14 protein-coding genes are annotated in these 15,542 nt (G+C 53.8%); 8 read left to right on the top strand and 6 right to left on the bottom strand.

The genetic code is table 11. The annotated features are described in order from the left end of the window. Positions 1–50 precede the first annotated feature (50 nt). Positions 51–1,280: a uracil-xanthine permease family protein gene (locus K0H63_RS10820; RefSeq protein WP_220064695.1), complete on the bottom strand. Its 1,230-nt coding sequence runs from the start codon at positions 1,278–1,280 to the stop codon at positions 51–53. A 207-nt stretch (positions 1,281–1,487) separates the two neighbouring features. Between K0H63_RS10820 and K0H63_RS10815 the strand changes: the two genes are divergently transcribed. Beyond that, positions 1,488–2,639, top strand: a complete 1,152-nt coding sequence (locus tag K0H63_RS10815) for a DUF2066 domain-containing protein (protein ID WP_220064694.1) — start codon at positions 1,488–1,490, stop codon at positions 2,637–2,639. An 87-nt stretch (positions 2,640–2,726) separates the two neighbouring features. Continuing rightward, a complete protein-coding gene (gene hda / locus K0H63_RS10810; protein ID WP_220064693.1) occupies positions 2,727–3,437 on the top strand; it encodes a DnaA inactivator Hda in 711 nt (236 codons plus the stop codon). A 163-nt stretch (positions 3,438–3,600) separates the two neighbouring features. Here the strand turns inward: hda and K0H63_RS10805 are convergent, their stop codons facing one another. From K0H63_RS10805 to bepA, 3 genes are all read right to left on the bottom strand, one after another. Further along, positions 3,601–3,993, bottom strand: coding sequence for a DUF2069 domain-containing protein (locus tag K0H63_RS10805; protein ID WP_220064692.1), 393 nt, complete (start codon positions 3,991–3,993; stop codon positions 3,601–3,603). Positions 3,994–4,001: 8 nt separating this feature from the next. Beyond that, positions 4,002–4,352, bottom strand: a complete 351-nt coding sequence (arsC, locus tag K0H63_RS10800) for an arsenate reductase (glutaredoxin) (RefSeq protein ID WP_220064691.1) — start codon at positions 4,350–4,352, stop codon at positions 4,002–4,004. A 92-nt stretch (positions 4,353–4,444) separates the two neighbouring features. Further along, positions 4,445–5,914 carry a beta-barrel assembly-enhancing protease gene (gene bepA / locus K0H63_RS10795; protein WP_220064690.1) on the bottom strand — a complete coding sequence of 490 codons (1,470 nt, stop codon included), beginning with the start codon at positions 5,912–5,914 and terminating at the stop codon, positions 4,445–4,447. Between the two features lie 103 nt (positions 5,915–6,017). On the opposite strand from bepA, the gene K0H63_RS10790 reads away from it, so the two are divergent. Continuing rightward, a complete protein-coding gene (locus tag K0H63_RS10790) occupies positions 6,018–6,248 on the top strand; it encodes a sulfurtransferase TusA family protein (protein ID WP_220064689.1) in 231 nt (76 codons plus the stop codon). Positions 6,249–6,305: 57 nt separating this feature from the next. Next, entirely contained in the window at positions 6,306–7,424 is a 1,119-nt protein-coding gene (locus K0H63_RS10785) for an AI-2E family transporter (protein ID WP_220064688.1), read from the top strand. Between the two features lie 95 nt (positions 7,425–7,519). Here the strand turns inward: K0H63_RS10785 and bcp are convergent, their stop codons facing one another. Together bcp and K0H63_RS10775 are read right to left on the bottom strand one after the other, a co-directional pair. Further along, positions 7,520–7,984, bottom strand: coding sequence for a thioredoxin-dependent thiol peroxidase (gene bcp / locus K0H63_RS10780; protein ID WP_220064687.1), 465 nt, complete (start codon positions 7,982–7,984; stop codon positions 7,520–7,522). A 295-nt stretch (positions 7,985–8,279) separates the two neighbouring features. Further along, positions 8,280–8,807 carry a glycine cleavage system transcriptional repressor gene (locus tag K0H63_RS10775; protein WP_220064686.1) on the bottom strand — a complete coding sequence of 176 codons (528 nt, stop codon included), beginning with the start codon at positions 8,805–8,807 and terminating at the stop codon, positions 8,280–8,282. A 172-nt stretch (positions 8,808–8,979) separates the two neighbouring features. On the opposite strand from K0H63_RS10775, the gene dapA reads away from it, so the two are divergent. The 4 genes from dapA (at position 8,980) to K0H63_RS10755 (ending at position 15,540) form a co-directional block, all read left to right on the top strand. Next, complete coding sequence (gene dapA, locus K0H63_RS10770; RefSeq protein WP_220064685.1) at positions 8,980–9,861, top strand: 4-hydroxy-tetrahydrodipicolinate synthase; 882 nt, start codon at positions 8,980–8,982, stop codon at positions 9,859–9,861. Between the two features lie 42 nt (positions 9,862–9,903). Next, entirely contained in the window at positions 9,904–10,968 is a 1,065-nt protein-coding gene (gene bamC / locus K0H63_RS10765) for an NlpB/DapX family lipoprotein (protein ID WP_220067882.1), read from the top strand. Between the two features lie 385 nt (positions 10,969–11,353). Beyond that, positions 11,354–12,439, top strand: a complete 1,086-nt coding sequence (locus K0H63_RS10760; protein ID WP_220064684.1) for an efflux RND transporter periplasmic adaptor subunit — start codon at positions 11,354–11,356, stop codon at positions 12,437–12,439. Next, a complete protein-coding gene (locus K0H63_RS10755; RefSeq protein WP_220064683.1) occupies positions 12,436–15,540 on the top strand; it encodes an efflux RND transporter permease subunit in 3,105 nt (1,034 codons plus the stop codon). The genes K0H63_RS10760 and K0H63_RS10755 overlap by 4 nt, the downstream gene beginning before the upstream one ends. The last annotated feature ends 2 nt before the right edge of the window (positions 15,541–15,542 follow it).

Here is a 15,542-nt window from a genome sequence, read left to right as displayed (position 1 = left end):
GTTAATCAGTACTCTATTCCTTGGCACTGAGTGACATCGACCGTCAGGGATTATGGGCTTTCGGGCTCGGGCGCCGAAGGTGGCAACACCAGATTCATCAAAATCGCCACAATACCGCACAAACTGATGCCGGTGAGGCTGAATGAGCCAATACCAAAGGCCATACCGCCAATACCGAACACCAGGGTCACGCCCACAATGGCCAGGTTGCGCGGGCAGGCCAAATCCACCTGATTGCGAATGAGGGTATTCAGGCCCACTGCGGCAATCGAGCCAAACAGCAAGCACATGATACCGCCCATCACAGGCACGGGGATGGTTTGCATCAAGGCACCGAGTTTGCCAACAAAGGCAAGCAAGATGGCCACAATCGCTGCCCAGGTCATGATCCTGGGGTCGAAGTTGCGGGTTAATGTTACCGCACCTGTCACTTCTGAATAGGTGGTATTGGGTGGACCACCGAAGGCGGCTGCAGCAATGGTGGCTACGCCGTCACCGGCAAGGGTGCGGTGCAGGCCGGGGTCTTTCATAAAGTCTTTGCGGGTGACATTGGAGATAGCCAATATGTCGCCGATGTGCTCGACCGCTGGAGCAATGGCCACGGGGATCATAAAGAGTATGGCCTGCCAGTGGAACTCCGGTGCTGTAAAGCTTGGCATGGCAAACCAGGGCGCATTGGTCATGGCATCGAAGCTTACAACGCCATAAAACAGGCTGGCCACATACCCCACCAGAATACCGGCGAGAATGGGCATCAGCTTAAGTAAGCCTTTTGCCAGCACGGCAACCAATACTGTGGTGATAAGAGACAGCAGCGAGATGATAAGGGCGGTGTTTCCTTCAACCAGTACCAGGCTGCCATCGCCACTCTTACCGAGCGCCATATTCACCGCGACGGGCGCCAGGCCCAAACCAATGATAATGATCACAGGGCCAACCACCACCGGGGGTAACAGGCGATGGATAAAGCCAACCCCGCGAAGTTTTACCAGCGTGGACAATCCCAGATACACACAGCCAGCCGCAACCAAGCCGCCCATGGTCGCAGCGACGCCCCACATCTGTACTGAGTACATGATGGGTGCGATGAAGGCGAAGGAGGAGGCGAGGAATATGGGTACCTGACGGCGGGTGATCAGCTGAAACAACAAGGTGCCTATGCCGGCGGTAAAGAGCGCAACACTGGTATCCAGGCCCGTCAACAGCGGCATCAACACCAGTGCCCCAAAGGCCACAAATAACATTTGTGCGCCCTGCAGGGGAAGCAGGAGTCTATTCATTTTGTTATATCCTGTAGGGTTAAAAATCTTCCCATTCTACCAGTTGTTGGCATTTTGATAAGTCAGGATCGTTTTTTTGTGAACTCCTTGGCGTACAAGGACAAAATTGGGCAATTACTGACCCGGGTGCCTCTTTTTGTCGCTGTGTTGCCGCGCTGTAAGTATGTTACACTGCCGCTCTATCATTGTTGGGAACGACCATTTTTCATGATGAAATCCTTTCTCAAAGTTGCATTGGGTCTTGGGCTACTGTTTGGCCATGTGAGCGCCGAGGCGGTTCAGGTCAGCCGTTTGAACGAGGCCGATGTTGCTGTCACTTCCAGAAGCAGTGCTGAGCTTGAACAGGCCATTAAAGATGCGTTGGCCAAGGTGTTGGTGAAAAACAGTGGCAGCACGGAAACACTGGCCAATGCCGAAGTGCAATCGTTGATTGCAAAAGCGCGCTCAGTACTGAGCCAGTACGGTTACGTTGAAAACGATGGCCGTTTGTACGTTCGGGCGAGTTTCGACAGTGCCCGGGTCACGGCAACATTGCGTAACGCTCAATTGCCTGTGTGGGGCAAACAACGCCCCCTGACACTGTTGTGGTTAGCCACCGATGGTGAAGGGGAGAAGGTGTTGTTGGGCGACCAATCGGATTTGCCCATTCGCAGTCAGTTTAATGATGCCAGTGCCCAGGCCGGTGTGCCTTTACTGTTTCCCTTGCTGGATTTGGACGACATGATGGCGGCCAATATCAATTCTGTCAGAGGATTTTTTGCAGACGAAGTAGCCCAGGCATCCCGTCGATATCAGTCGGACTTTTTTGCGCTGGCGACTTTGGAAGCGGCAGGGACAGGCTATGAATATCGCCTGGCGCTTTATCCGCGTCAGGCCCAGAGCGATATGGCGACACAGCTGCAATCGGTAAATCAGGTCGAGGGCAGCGCAGAAAATCTCGACAGTGCCATCAGTGCCATTCTGTCCGGTATGAGCTCCTTCTACGTTTCCCGTTACGCTGTGACCGGAACCGGCCAGGAAAGTGAAACCGAATTGGTGTTTACCGGCGTGGACCGCCTGAAAGCAGTGGTCGATATCGAGACTTACCTGGGGCAGCTCTCCATGGTTAAGTCTGCCCGCCTGGTGAGTATCGAAGGGGATTCACTGCGTTTTGCACTGGTACTCTTTGGCAGCGAGGATGAGCTCAGGCGCACTCTGGCACTGGAGCCGCGGCTTCAGCCGCAGGGTGACGCTGACAATAGCAGCCAACAGGACGGTGTGATTGTCGATCCTTTCGCCACCGCTGTTCAGCCGGGAGAGATCCTGGAAGTGCCCGGTGTGCCTGTGCAGCCAAATCGTTACCAATGGCGAGGCCTGTGAGCCTTCCGGCTCGGAATTTAACGGCGTCCGTGTTACACTGACGCCGTTTTTATTCAGGTGCCACAAGATAGATTGAGAAGTAACCGAGTGACACAACATCCCCCATTGCAGTTGTCCCTGCCCGTACATTTGCCAGACGATGAGACCTTTACCAGTTATTACCCCGCAGCAGGTAATGATGAGCTTATCGGCGCGCTGAAATCGGCGGCAGGTGGTGACGGAGCGCAGGCTATATATCTCTGGGGACCCGTCAAGTCGGGACGCACTCATCTCATTCACGCCGCCTGCGCCAGAGCCAATGAGCTGGAGCGCCGCAGCTTCTATATCCCACTGGGTATTCATGCCAGCATTTCCACGGCCTTGTTGGAGGGGCTTGAGCAGTTTGACCTAATCTGTATCGATGATGTGGACGCGGTGGCTGGTCACCCGCTTTGGGAAGAGGCAATATTTGATCTCTACAACCGGGTAGCAGAGCAAAAACGTGGCAGCTTGATAGTCAGTGCCAGTGCCTCGCCCATGGAGGCCGGTTTTGTGCTGCCGGATCTGGTGTCCAGAATGCATTGGGGGCTGACTTACCAGCTGCAGCCCATGATGGACGATGAGAAACTCGCGGCATTGCAACGCCGTGCCGCTATGCGCGGGCTACAGCTACCGGAAGACGTGGGGCGGTTTTTACTTAATCGCATGGCGCGAGATTTACGTACACTGTTTGATGTACTCGACCGGCTGGATAAGGCGTCCATGGTCCATCAGCGTAAATTGACCATTCCTTTTGTCAAAGAGATGCTGCGGCTTTAAATGACGTCTGTCAGTCAATAAATGTAATCAGTTAACCATTTGAACTGATTTAGATAATTTAAAAATTTATTCGATAGCAAACAGTTTGCGTTGAAATGCTTTCAATAGCACCATCCCACAAAAAACGCGGCATATTGCCGCGTTTTTTGTGCCTGAAAGCGTCTCACTCGTCGGCTTTTTCCCTGGACTTTTTCTTAAGTCCCAGGCCGAGTTCACGACCGCGATGGCGGGCGTAAAACGGGAAGGTGACTGACAGGAGCACCAATAGCGCAAGCTCAAGGCATGCAAACCACAACCAATCACCTGCGATGTATACTAGGGTCAGTGCGTGCAGCAGATACAGGCAAAGCACAAAGCTTGCCCACGCATGGGTGTAAGGATTGCCTTTCATCAGCCCCGGCAGTGGCAGCAATAAAGGCACCAACCACAGCAGGTTAAAAACGAGGGAATAGTCCTGACTGTTGGGCCCGAGCACAAACCAGTAGGCCATCACCAGCAGCAGCGCGAGGTACCCCACACGGTTAATGGTCAGCAGTAACGCGGTGTTTGACAGCACAGGACACCTCAAAGAATTTCAAGTACGTTTTCGGGAGGCCTGCCAATGGCTGCCTTGCCGTTAGCCAGTACCACAGGGCGCTCGATGAGCTTGGGGTTGGCCACCATGGCGTCGATTAATGCGGCCTCATCCAGCGCAGGGTTATCCAGACCAAGTGCCTTATATTCTTCTTCCTTGGTACGCATCAGTTCCCGTGCACCAATCCCAAGCAGGGATAAGATGCGGGCAATTTCTGTGGCATCCGGGGTCTCTTTCAGGTATTCGACGACTTCAATATCAACACCCTGTTCACCCAGCAGCGCCAGTGTTTCGCGGCTTTTGGAGCAGCGAGGATTATGCAAAATAACGGCTTTTGTCATTATGGATTCCGATTTTAATGCCATAAAAATTGGCGCAGATGATATCAAAAAAAACAGGCCCCGTCAGTGGCGGGGCCTGTTTGAAAATCCGGCTACTTTAGTTCGTCCAGAGCTCTTTCGGCATCTTTAAACTGGCGAATGCGGGCTTCAATGCGAGCCAGTTGCAAGGCATCGTCCTTGGTGTAGCGATAGGCAAAGTTAAGCTGATCTACCGCGCCCTTGTAATCTGCTGCAAGTGCCAGGGTTTCGGCGGTGGAAAAGTGCTCCAGTGCCTTATTGCCTGCTTTTCGGTAGGCATGTGTCATCAACTGGTAGGGCAGTGGATTTTGACTGTCGAGGAACACCATGTCTTCCAGGAGTGGAATGGCCTTCGCACTCTCGTCGGCTTCGATATACACGTTCGCGAGGTTGGCGTTGATTACCTGAGAGGTAGGTTTGAGTTTACGCTTGGCCTCGAGAAGCGTAATGGCTGCCTGGAAATCTTTGCGCTCAGCGAGCAAATCGGTTTTGGTATCGAGATAGAAGAGATTGTTGTCATCCCGGGCAAGCAATTTGTCGATGATGGCTTCAGACTCTTCGAAACGCTTCAGTCGAAACAGTGCCAGTGCCTTGCCATAGAGGGCTGCACTTTCAAAGGTATAACTGTGGCGTGAGAGTTGTTTTTCAAACAGATTCAGCGCCGCTTCTTCACTGTAACTGGAGAACCTGACCTGCACCCTGGCACGGGCCAAATGGTAGTTCAAACTGTCCGGCACATACTTGTGAGGGTATTGGGTCGCCCGGGTGCGGGCTTCGCTGATGCGCGACTCAGGCAAGGGGTGTGTCAGCAGCATTTGTGGCGGCTTGGTGGTAAAGCGGTAACGACTGGCAATCTTACCGAAAAAGTCCGCTGCCGCTTCAGGGTCGAACCCGGCCTCCACCAGAATTTGCATCCCGATTCGATCGGCTTCTTTTTCGTGCTGACGGGTGTAGTTGATTTTTGACTGGGTAGCGAGGGCCTGGGTGGTGGCCAGCGCCGCCATGCCCGCCTGGGGAGCGGCGATGGTCAGCAATATTGCACCAAGGAGACCAGCTATGGTGGCAGGCCCCGATTTTTGCTGTGCTTCCAACGAGCGGGCCAAATGGCGCTGGGTGACGTGGGTGATTTCGTGCGCCAGTACCGATGCCAGTTCACTCTCGGTGTCAGCGTTTAAAAACAGCCCCGTATGCACGCCCACATGGCCCCCGAAAAATGCGAAGGCGTTGATTTCGTCGTTACGCAGCAAGAAAAAGTAAAAAGGCGTTTTCACGCCGGTGGCATTGGCGACAAGCTTGTTGCCCAGTTCAGTGAGGTATTGGCTCAGTACAGGGTCGTTCAACAGGGGCGCCGATGAGCGGATGACCCGCATGTAGGCATCCCCGTAAACCATTTCTTTTTCCAGACTGAAGGTGTTGACCGCTGCCGTACCAAGATCGGGTAAATCGTTACTCGCAAAACTCTTGGCCGCCGGTAAGGTGAGCATGATGGATAAACCCGCCGCGGCGAGCGTTTTTGTCAGTCTGGAAAGTGTCAAATTACGCAAGAGGATAAAGGTCCCTGTGTTGGTGTCCGGCCTTGGGCAAGTCGCTTGTGGTTTAGCGTGCAAGCAAGGATAATAGCCCGGGTTTAACGAAGGCAAGTTCATTATGGTTTTTATCGATTTAACAGCGTTTCGATGTCCTGTGCCTCTGGTGCAGGTGAAGCTGGCGTTAAAAAAATTACCGGCCGGTGAAACACTTGAAGTTGCTCTATTGGACAATGGATCCCGCCGTGATGTTCCCGCGTTTTTGGAAAAACGGGGTTACGGGGTAGAGTGTACCCAGGACGACAACACTTGCCTTAAACTTCTTATCAGCCACGTGCCCCATACTCAGTAACCGTATTCAGTAACCCATATTCAGTAACCATAGCGATCTTATCTGTAAGGAGCCCCAATGCTCGAATTCGTGACTCGCTGGTACAAGGACAAGTTCAGTGACCCCCAGGCAGTGACCCTGCTGTTTATTCTTTTTGGCCTCTGGGCACTGATTTATTTTGCCGGTGGTTTGCTGGCGCCCCTGTTGGTGGCGTTGGTACTGGCTTTCTTGCTCGAGTGGCCGGTGGCTCAAATGTCCCGCATCGGTGTAAACCGCACCACGGGGGCCTCGCTGATGTTGGTGCTCTTTGCCGGCATCGTGCTGTTGATGGTGTTCGGTTTGGTGCCAAGTCTCTGGAAGCAGGGCATGTCGCTTTTGACCGAGCTGCCTGCCATGCTCGATAAAGGCATGGGCTACCTTGAGGATCTCACCCAGAAGTATCCTCAATATGTGAGCGCCGAACAGGTGATAGCCATGGAAACCGAGCTTAAGCGCATGCTGGACACTCAGCATCTGCTGGATATCGGTAAGCAAATTCTGGGCTTCTCGGCGTCGCTGCTGGTGCTCATGGTGTACACCATTTTGGTGCCGCTGCTGGTGTTCTTCTTCCTGAAGGACAAAGAAGAGCTTATCCGTGGCAGCAAACGCTTTTTCCCCAGCAACCGTGAACTTGCCCGCAAGGTATGGGGTGAGATGAACCAGCAGATTTTCAACTATATTCGCGGCAAGGTGATTGAAATCATTATTGTTGGCGCCGTGAGTTATGTGTTCTTTGCCTTTATGGGGCTGAGATACTCGGTGCTGCTGGGGGTGCTGACCGGTCTGTCAGTGCTGATCCCATACGTGGGTGCGACCCTGGTGACTCTGCCGATTGCACTGGTTGGCTTTTTTCAGTGGGGTTTCTCTCCTGAATTTGGTTATCTGATGCTGGGCTACGGCATTATTCAGGCGCTGGATGGGAACGTGCTGGTACCTGTGCTGTTCTCCGATGCGGTGGATTTACACCCGGTTATCATCATCGCCGCTGTGTTGGTGTTTGGTGGGCTGTGGGGCTTCTGGGGGGTGTTTTTCGCCATTCCGTTGGCATCCCTCGTTAAAGCTGTGGTCAACGTCTGGCCGCGGAATCATACGGCCGATAAAGCAGATGGTGACGGCTCAGCGGGTAACGGTATAAACGATAAAGCTGTCAGTGAATAAGCTGGCCGCCGCAGAATCTACGTAGAAGTCACTCTGAGCAATAATAAAAAAGGCCCACCAGGGCCTTTTTTACTGTGTTGATGTTATCGCCAGTTTTAGCCAAGGGCTTCCAGTACAGTTTCGTGATGGGTCTTGGTTTTGAACTTGGTCAAATCCTGGCTGATGATGCCATCGGTGCCAACGATAAAGCTCAAACGGTGAATGCCGTCGTACACCTTGCCCATGAATTTCTTCTCGCCCCAGACACCAAAGGCGTCGGCTACGGCGTGGTCTTCATCGGACAGTAAATGGAAATTCAGGCCGTGTTTCTCTTCGAACTTTTTCAGCTTGGCAACAGGGTCCGGGCTGATACCAAACACGGTCACGCCCTTGGCATCGAGCTGCGGCTTGCTGTCACGCAGGCCACAGGCCTGATCGGTGCAGCCGGGCGTCAGCGCCTTGGGATAGAAATACACCAGTACGGGCCCATTCTTGAGGCATTCAGCCAGGGAAATCATCTCGCCATTTTGATTGGGCAAGGTAAATTGCGGGGCTTTATCGCCTGCTTTCAAGGTATTCATTGGTTGTCCTTTTGGTTAGGGAAGGTGCGAATAAGTCCCGTGCTTGCTCTGCGTGAGTTTAACAGCGGATAGATGCAAGGCACAGTTCGCAGCGAATGGCCCTAGTCCTTCGCAAGAACTGTAACGCAGCAGATACCGCTGTAAGCCACGCCCTGCGGGGCTTTGATAGCAACACCATTTCGGCGTTATTCAACTTCAGCAGGCCTCGGCTTGCTTTCAGTTGAATGCCTTGAACTGTCGACGCTATCAAAGCCAGAGCTGTGCGAGGACTTGTTCGCACCTTCCTTAGGCCGGTTCAGCTTTGCATTCTCTTGATCTGACAGGCAAGAGACATGTCGCTTGCCAGTTCATGAATACTCTTTTCGAGCTTATCCAGTTCAACTTTTTCAGGAATATTGATGGCGAGGAACACGTGCTGGATGGAATCTCCGGCTTCTGTTTCCTCGGCGTTTGAGCGTACCGCCGCCAGATCCAGGGAACGGTCGGCCAAAAATTGGGTGATACGCTTCATGGTGCCGCGCTGATCTTTACCGTGGAACTCCACCTCAATCCGCGACACGTAGTTTTGCGGGGTGTGGCGCGAAGTGCGCTTCATCACGGTCAGCAGCTCCATTTCCACAGACAATGGGGGCAGGGCGGCTTCAATTTTGGTGATGGCGGCCCAGGAGCCGGACACCATCATGATCAAGGTAAATTCATTGCCGAAAAGCGCCATGCGGCTGTCGACGATATCACAATCACAGTCACTGGCCAGACGGGCGAGTTTGCTGACGATACCGGGACGATCGGATCCCATGGCGGTGACGACCAGGTAATTGGTCATGTAGGTTCCTCTTTTTGTGTCGTTGTCTTGGCGTCTTTTTAACCACATCGGCAGTGGTTTTGACGCGCGCCAATGCTACCACAAACAAATCCTTTTGAGAGCCCTGTAAATGGCTTGTCAATCGCCATAGGGGTCAGTACCATAGCGAATCCTGCAACCTTGGGGAAGTCAGATGATAAACGGAAGCATCGTAGCCTTAATCACGCCTATGAACAGTGATGGCTCAGTGGATTTTGCAAGTCTTGAGAGTTTAGTCGAGTTTCATATCGCCAATGGCACCGATGCCATTGTGGCCGTGGGGACCACGGGCGAATCGGCTACTCTGCCAATGAAAGAACACATCAATGTGGTGGCCAAAACCGTTGAGTATGCCAAGGGCCGTATTCCGGTTATCGGTGGCAACGGTGCCAATGCCACTGCAGAGGCGATTGAACTGACCCAGGGATTGTCTGCAACGGGTGTTGCGGCCATGCTGGGGGTGACGCCTTACTACAACAAGCCTACGCCTAAAGGCCTGGTTGCCCACTATAAAGCGGTGGCTGCTGCCACTGACATCCCGCAAATTCTGTATAACGTGCCTGGCCGTACCGCGCTGGACATGAAGCCTGAGACCGTGGCTGAGCTTTGCGATGTAGCTAACATCATCGGCATCAAAGAAGCCACGGGTGATGTGAGCCGCGTGGCCCGCCTGCGCGAACTTTGCGGCCCCGACTTTTTGCTGTACAGCGGCGATGATGCCACTGCCCGTGAATTTTTGCTGGCCGGCGGTGATGGGGTGATTTCGGTTGCCAACAACATAGTGCCTGCTCAGTTTAAGAAGATGTGTGCACTGGCGCTGGCCGGTGACATCGAAGGCTCTTTGGCGGCCGATGAGCCCATGCGTGGTCTGTACAGCACACTCTTTTGCGAAGCCAACCCTATCCCGGTGAAATGGGCTGCCCATCGTATGGGACTCATCAAGGAGGGTTTTATTCGTTTGCCACTGACTGAACTTTCTGAGTCCTGCCATGGTCTACTGCTCGATGCCATGAAAAAAGCTGGACTGGAGGTCTAAGTCTTGAAGTTGAAACAAATTACCCCATTCGTTCTCGTTGCCATGGCCGCTGGTTGCACCACGCCAATGGAGCGCCGTCAGGCCAATGGGAACGATGAGTACGTGAACGCACAAACCACAGCGCCGCTGAAAGTACCAGAAGGGCTCAAGTCCCCCAACTACAGCCGCGAGTACGATATCCCTAATCTGGGTGCCAAGGCCAATCGTGAATTGGTGGGTAAAAACCTCGATATACGTCCACCGCTGCAGGTGCTGCCAATGGCGGAAGGCACTCGGGTGGAAGAAGGTTCGGATAACGTAAAGGTCATTGTTGAGTCGTTCGACAACAGTCTGGATCTGAAACAGGAGATTTTTGGTCTGCTCAAAGATCACCTGCAAAGCCGTAACATTGAAATCGTAAAAGAAGACTTTGCTTCAGGCACCCTGGAAACCGGTTGGATTGAGACCCAGGAAGTGCTGGAGTCCAGTCTCTTGGGTTCAGACAAGGTCTTTACCCTGAAACAGCGTTACCAATATCAGGTTGAAGTGCGACCCCATGGCCGTACCGGTGCGGTAAGCATCAACCTGATTGACCATCAGGAAAGCTATGATGGTGATGACCTTAAGACTGCATTGTCTGCTGATGACAAGCGTCGTTACACCATTGACATGCTCAACAACTCCATTGCCTACATGGCCGTGAAGCGTGAACAGGCCATCAATGCCAAGCGCCTCCGTGAGAGTCTGGGTATTGGTGTAGAGCTGGTGGATGGCGTTGAAGAGGGTGATGCCTTTTATTTGGCCCAGGGTGATTTCAATCAGGTATGGGGCCGCTTGCGCCTGGTACTGCCCGAAATGGGCTTCGAAATTGCCGATATGGACAGCAGTAAAGGGGTTTACTTCCTGAACTACAGCGACAATTCCGGATTTTGGAGTTCGCTGTGGGGCGATGCCAAGCTTGAGCTGAGCAAGGGCACCTATAAGCTGAAAGTCAAAGACGGTGAAACCAAGGGCACCAGCGAGTTGCATATCCTCGATAAGGAAGACAGCCCACTGGCAGACGAGAAGGTCGCTCAAATTTACCGCGCACTCGCCGAGCTGATGAAAGAAGACAGAAAAGTCCGCTGATTACCGTTGCTTAATTCTGGTTGGCAGACTCAGTTCAATTAACCCGCTTGCTTTTAAAGCAGCCAATAAAAAAGAGGCCATAAGGCCTCTTTTTTATTGGGGTTTTAGCGGCTAATTGCCTAATCAGTCAATTGGCTTTCCTTGGCAGATGTCAGAGGGAGATGCACTGACGTCAGCCTGACATCAAGCACAAGTCACTTCCGAAGCCAGATGAAGCCGCACGACGTACTTTTGAACCAGAACTGTCATAAAAGCGTATTTTGTAAGGAAAAGTAAAACGTGTTGAAGCCCGGTTGCTCGCAGGTAAACTAGCCTCTAACCGGAAAGCCGGCGTCCGCCTATTGGTGGGCGATAACGATAACACAGCCTGAACTTCGGAAGTCACATGAAAAAGATAGCGTTTCTTTTAGCCCTTGTAGGGGGTGCGGGTGCCTGGTATCTGTATTCTCTGGATGAGTCCACCAGTGGGCCAGCTCGTCCTCGCCCTGTACCCAATGTCGTCGTGACCAAGGTAGCCACTCAGGAAGTACGTGATGAGGTTGAAGCCCTCGGCACAACCCATGCCAACGAGTCAGTTACCATCACTGCCAAGGTTACCGATGTTGCCACCAAGGTCAATTTCAGCGATGGCGATATAGTCCGCGCCGGACAATTGTTGGTTCAGCTTCAGGATGCAGAGCAGCGCGCCCGGGTTCAGGTTGCCAAGGTTAAAGTTATTGATAATCAGCGCGAATTCGACCGTATCCGCTCGCTGGTAACCAGTCAAACCGTAGCGGAGCTTGAACGTGACCGCCTGCAAACCCTGATTGATACCAGCCGCGCCGAGCTGGAGCAGGCCGAATCTGCACTGCGTGACCGTGCCATCACGGCCCCCTTTGCCGGCCGCCTCGGTCTGCGCCAGGTCAGCCCCGGCGCGCTGGTAACGCCCGGCACCGCCGTAACAACCCTCGATGATATTTCCACCATCAAGCTGGATTTTGCAGTTCCCGAGCGTTTTTTACCTCAGCTGCATCCCGGTAAGGCCGTTGAAGCCCAGGCCGTTGCCTACGAAGGCCAGCTCTTTACCGGCAAGGTGACCTCCATCGACAGTCGGGTGAATCCTTCGACCCGCGCCGTAACAGTGCGCGCCGAAATTCCCAACCCGGATGCCAAGCTGCTGCCGGGCATGTTGATGAAAATTCGCCTCATCAAAACCAGTCGCGAAGCCATCATGGTGCCTGAATCGGCGATTATTCCGCTGCAAAACCGCCACTATGTGTACATGGTGGGCGCCGATAACAAGGTGGATCGCCGTGAAGTGACCATCGGCCTTCGCAAGCGTGGCTGGGCCGAAATTGTTGATGGTCTGGCGCTCGGCGAAACCATCATGATCCGCGGGATCCTCAAGGTGCGCCCCGGCGACCAGGTGACACCTGAACTTAAAGAACACTTCAGTGCATCCGTTTCCTCCGATGAGGAGAACGCTGCATGATCCTGACAGATCTCTCTGTTAAACGCCCGGTATTCGCCTCGGTGATCAGCTTGTTGCTGATTGCCTTTGGTCTGGTGGCCTTTGATAAGCTGCCACTGCGGGAATATCCTCACATAGACCCACCCGTGGTGTCCATCGAAACCAACTACCGTGGCGCCAGTGCCTCTGTGGTGGAAAGCCGCATTACCCAGTTGGTGGAAGACCGCGTCAGCGGGGTAGAGGGTATTCGCCACATCAGCTCCTCTTCCAGTGACGGTCGTTCATCGGTGACTCTGGAATTCAACATCAACCGAGACATCGAAGCGGCTGCCAACGATATCCGTGACCGGGTATCGAGTATGCTCAACAACCTGCCCGAAGAGGCTGACCCACCGGAGATCCGTAAAGCCAACGGCGGCGATGAAGTGATCATGTGGCTCAACCTGGTGTCGGACAGCATGAACACGCTGGAGCTCACCGATTACGCCAACCGCTATCTTGCCGACCGCTTCTCGGCGGTTGACGGTGTGGCCATGCTGCGTCTCGGTGGCGGCAAGGTCTATGCGCTGCGCATTTGGGTTGACCGTCAGGCGCTGGCGGCCCGAAATCTGACGGTTGCCGACATCGAGTCCAAACTGCGCTCAGAAAACGTGGAGCTGCCGGCAGGCTCAGTGGAGTCCAAAGAACGTCACTTCACGGTGCGCCTCGAACGCACCTTCCGTACCTCGGAAGACTTTGCCAACCTGGTATTGGCCCAGGGTGACGATGGTTATCTGGTGAAACTGGGTGATGTGGCCAAGATTGAATTGGGCTCAGAAGAAGAGCGCATCATGTTCCGCGGTAACCGCGAGTCCATGATTGGCCTGGGGGTGACCAAGCAATCTACCGCCAACACCCTTGAGGTGGCGCGGGCGGTAAACAAGCTGGTTGACCAAATTAACCCGACTCTGCCACCTGGCATGGAAATCAAGCGCAGCTACGACAGCTCGGTGTTTATTGAAGCCTCCATTAAAGAGGTTTACACCACGCTTATCATTGCCATGGTGCTGGTTATTTTGGTGATTTACCTGTTTCTTGGCAGTGTTCACGCCATGCTTATCCCTGCGGTCACAGTGCCTGTGTCACTGCTGGGTACCTTTATCGTGCTCTACGCCCTTGGCTACACCATTAACCTGCTGACGTTGCTGGCGATGATCCTTGCCATCGGTATGGTGGTGGACGATGCCATTGTGATGCTGGAAAACATTCACCGCCGTATCGAAGAAGGGGAAAGCCCGCTGGTGGCCTCATTCCTCGGTGCCCGTGAAGTGGCGTTTGCGGTGGTGGCAACCACCCTGGTGTTGGTGGCGGTGTTTATGCCTATCACCTTCCTTGAGGGTGACCTGGGCAAACTCTTTAAAGAATTTGCCGTCACCATGAGCGCTGCGGTGATGTTCTCAAGCCTGGTGGCCTTAAGCTTAAGCCCCATGATGTGCTCCAAGCTGCTGCGCCCCAGCAGTGAAAGCTCCTGGTTGGTGAAGAAAGTCGATAAGGGTATGGATTGGCTCGAGCACACTTATCGCAGCTCCCTTGAGCGCACCATTCGCCATCCGTTGGCGGTGAGTCTCACTGTTATCGCCGCCCTCGGGCTCAGCGTGTGGATGATGCAAAAGGTGCCCCAGGAATTCGCCCCCCGCGAAGACAGGGGCTCCATGTTCCTCATGGTGAATGGCCCCCAGGGTGCAAGCTATGAGTACATTGAAAAGTACATGAATGAAGTGGAAGAGCGCCTGATGCCCATGGTCGAGAGCGGCGAAATCAAGCGTTTGCTTATTCGTGCACCCCGAGGTTTTGGCCGCTCGGCTGATTTCTCCAACGGTATGGCCATTATCGTGCTCGAGGATTGGTCGGCTCGCCGTAATGCTTTCGACATCATGAATGATATTCGCGGCAAACTGTCTGATTTGGCGGGTGTGCAGGCATTCCCCATTATGCGTCAGGGTTTTGGCCGCGGTGTCGGTAAACCCGTGCAGTTTGTGATTGGTGGCCCAAGCTATGAGGAGCTTGCCCAGTGGCGGGACATTCTGTTGGCCAAGGCCGCGGAAAACCCCAAACTGCTGGCGCTGGACCACGACTACAAGGAAACCAAACCTCAGTTCCGCGTGGTTATTGACCGGGACAGAGCCGCCGATCTGGGCGTATCCATCTCCCATATCGGCCGTACGCTGGAATCCATGCTGGGCTCCCGTCTGGTGACCACCTTTATGCGCGATGGTGAAGAATATGATGTCATCATTGAAGGTGACAGGGCAAAGCAGAATACGGCGCAGGATCTGTCGAACATCTATGTTCGCTCTGACCGTACCCGTGAGCTGATCCCGCTCTCGAACCTGGTGCATGTGGAGGAGTTTGCCGACGCTTCCAGTCTGAACCGCTACAACCGGATGCGTGCCATCACCATCGAAGCCAACCTGGCGGATGGTTACAGTCTGGGTGAGGCGCTGGATTATCTGAACGACATAGTACGCACCTATTTGCCTGCTGAGGCGGTGGTGAGCTATAAGGGCCAGTCCCTTGACTATCAGGAGTCCGGTAACTCCATGTACTTTGTGTTTGTGCTGGCCCTCGGGGTCGTATTCCTGGTGTTGGCCGCTCAGTTTGAGAGTTATATTCACCCTGCGGTGATTATGCTCACAGTGCCGCTCGCGACGCTGGGCGCCTTGATTGGTTTGTGGCTCACAGGACAAACCATAAATATTTACAGCCAGATAGGCATTATCATGTTGGTGGGACTGGCGGCGAAGAATGGTATTCTTATCGTGGAGTTTGCCAACCAGTTGCGTGACCGGGGCGTTGATTTTATCGAGGCACTGCTTACCGCATCTACCCAGCGCTTAAGACCCATTCTGATGACGGGTATAACCACTGCTGCCGGTGCTGTGCCCTTGGTGATGGCACAGGGCGCCGGTGCTGAAACCCGCTTTGTGATTGGTGTGGTGGTGCTGTCCGGCATCATACTGGCCACCATCTTTACCCTGATGGTTATTCCGACCGCCTATGCGCTCTTTGCACGGCATTCGGGCTCGCCCGATGCGGTGGCGCAAAAGCTGGAAGCTGAGCTTGTGGGTAAAGCCAAACGCTGAGT

Origin of the sequence: Shewanella zhangzhouensis, from assembly GCF_019457615.1 — a bacterium.
GTDB classification, from domain to species: Bacteria; Pseudomonadota; Gammaproteobacteria; order Enterobacterales; family Shewanellaceae; genus Shewanella; species Shewanella zhangzhouensis.
Note: the sequence above shows the minus strand (reverse complement) of the source record. Positions and strands in the feature narration are given on the sequence as shown.

What these genes read in the sequence shown, in the direction of transcription:
- K0H63_RS10755 (WP_220064683.1), top strand. Translation starts at nt 12,436, where the DNA reads ATGATCCTGACAGATCTCTCTGTTAAACGCCCGGTATTCGCCTCGGTG.
- K0H63_RS10775 (WP_220064686.1), bottom strand. Translation starts at nt 8,807, where the DNA reads ATGACCAATTACCTGGTCGTCACCGCCATGGGATCCGATCGTCCCGGT.
- bcp (WP_220064687.1), bottom strand. Translation starts at nt 7,984, where the DNA reads ATGAATACCTTGAAAGCAGGCGATAAAGCCCCGCAATTTACCTTGCCC.
- bamC (WP_220067882.1), top strand. Translation starts at nt 9,904, where the DNA reads ATGGCCGCTGGTTGCACCACGCCAATGGAGCGCCGTCAGGCCAATGGG.
- K0H63_RS10820 (WP_220064695.1), bottom strand. Translation starts at nt 1,280, where the DNA reads ATGAATAGACTCCTGCTTCCCCTGCAGGGCGCACAAATGTTATTTGTG.
- K0H63_RS10815 (WP_220064694.1), top strand. Translation starts at nt 1,488, where the DNA reads ATGATGAAATCCTTTCTCAAAGTTGCATTGGGTCTTGGGCTACTGTTT.
- K0H63_RS10785 (WP_220064688.1), top strand. Translation starts at nt 6,306, where the DNA reads ATGCTCGAATTCGTGACTCGCTGGTACAAGGACAAGTTCAGTGACCCC.
- dapA (WP_220064685.1), top strand. Translation starts at nt 8,980, where the DNA reads ATGATAAACGGAAGCATCGTAGCCTTAATCACGCCTATGAACAGTGAT.
- K0H63_RS10760 (WP_220064684.1), top strand. Translation starts at nt 11,354, where the DNA reads ATGAAAAAGATAGCGTTTCTTTTAGCCCTTGTAGGGGGTGCGGGTGCC.
- arsC (WP_220064691.1), bottom strand. Translation starts at nt 4,352, where the DNA reads ATGACAAAAGCCGTTATTTTGCATAATCCTCGCTGCTCCAAAAGCCGC.
- K0H63_RS10790 (WP_220064689.1), top strand. Translation starts at nt 6,018, where the DNA reads ATGGTTTTTATCGATTTAACAGCGTTTCGATGTCCTGTGCCTCTGGTG.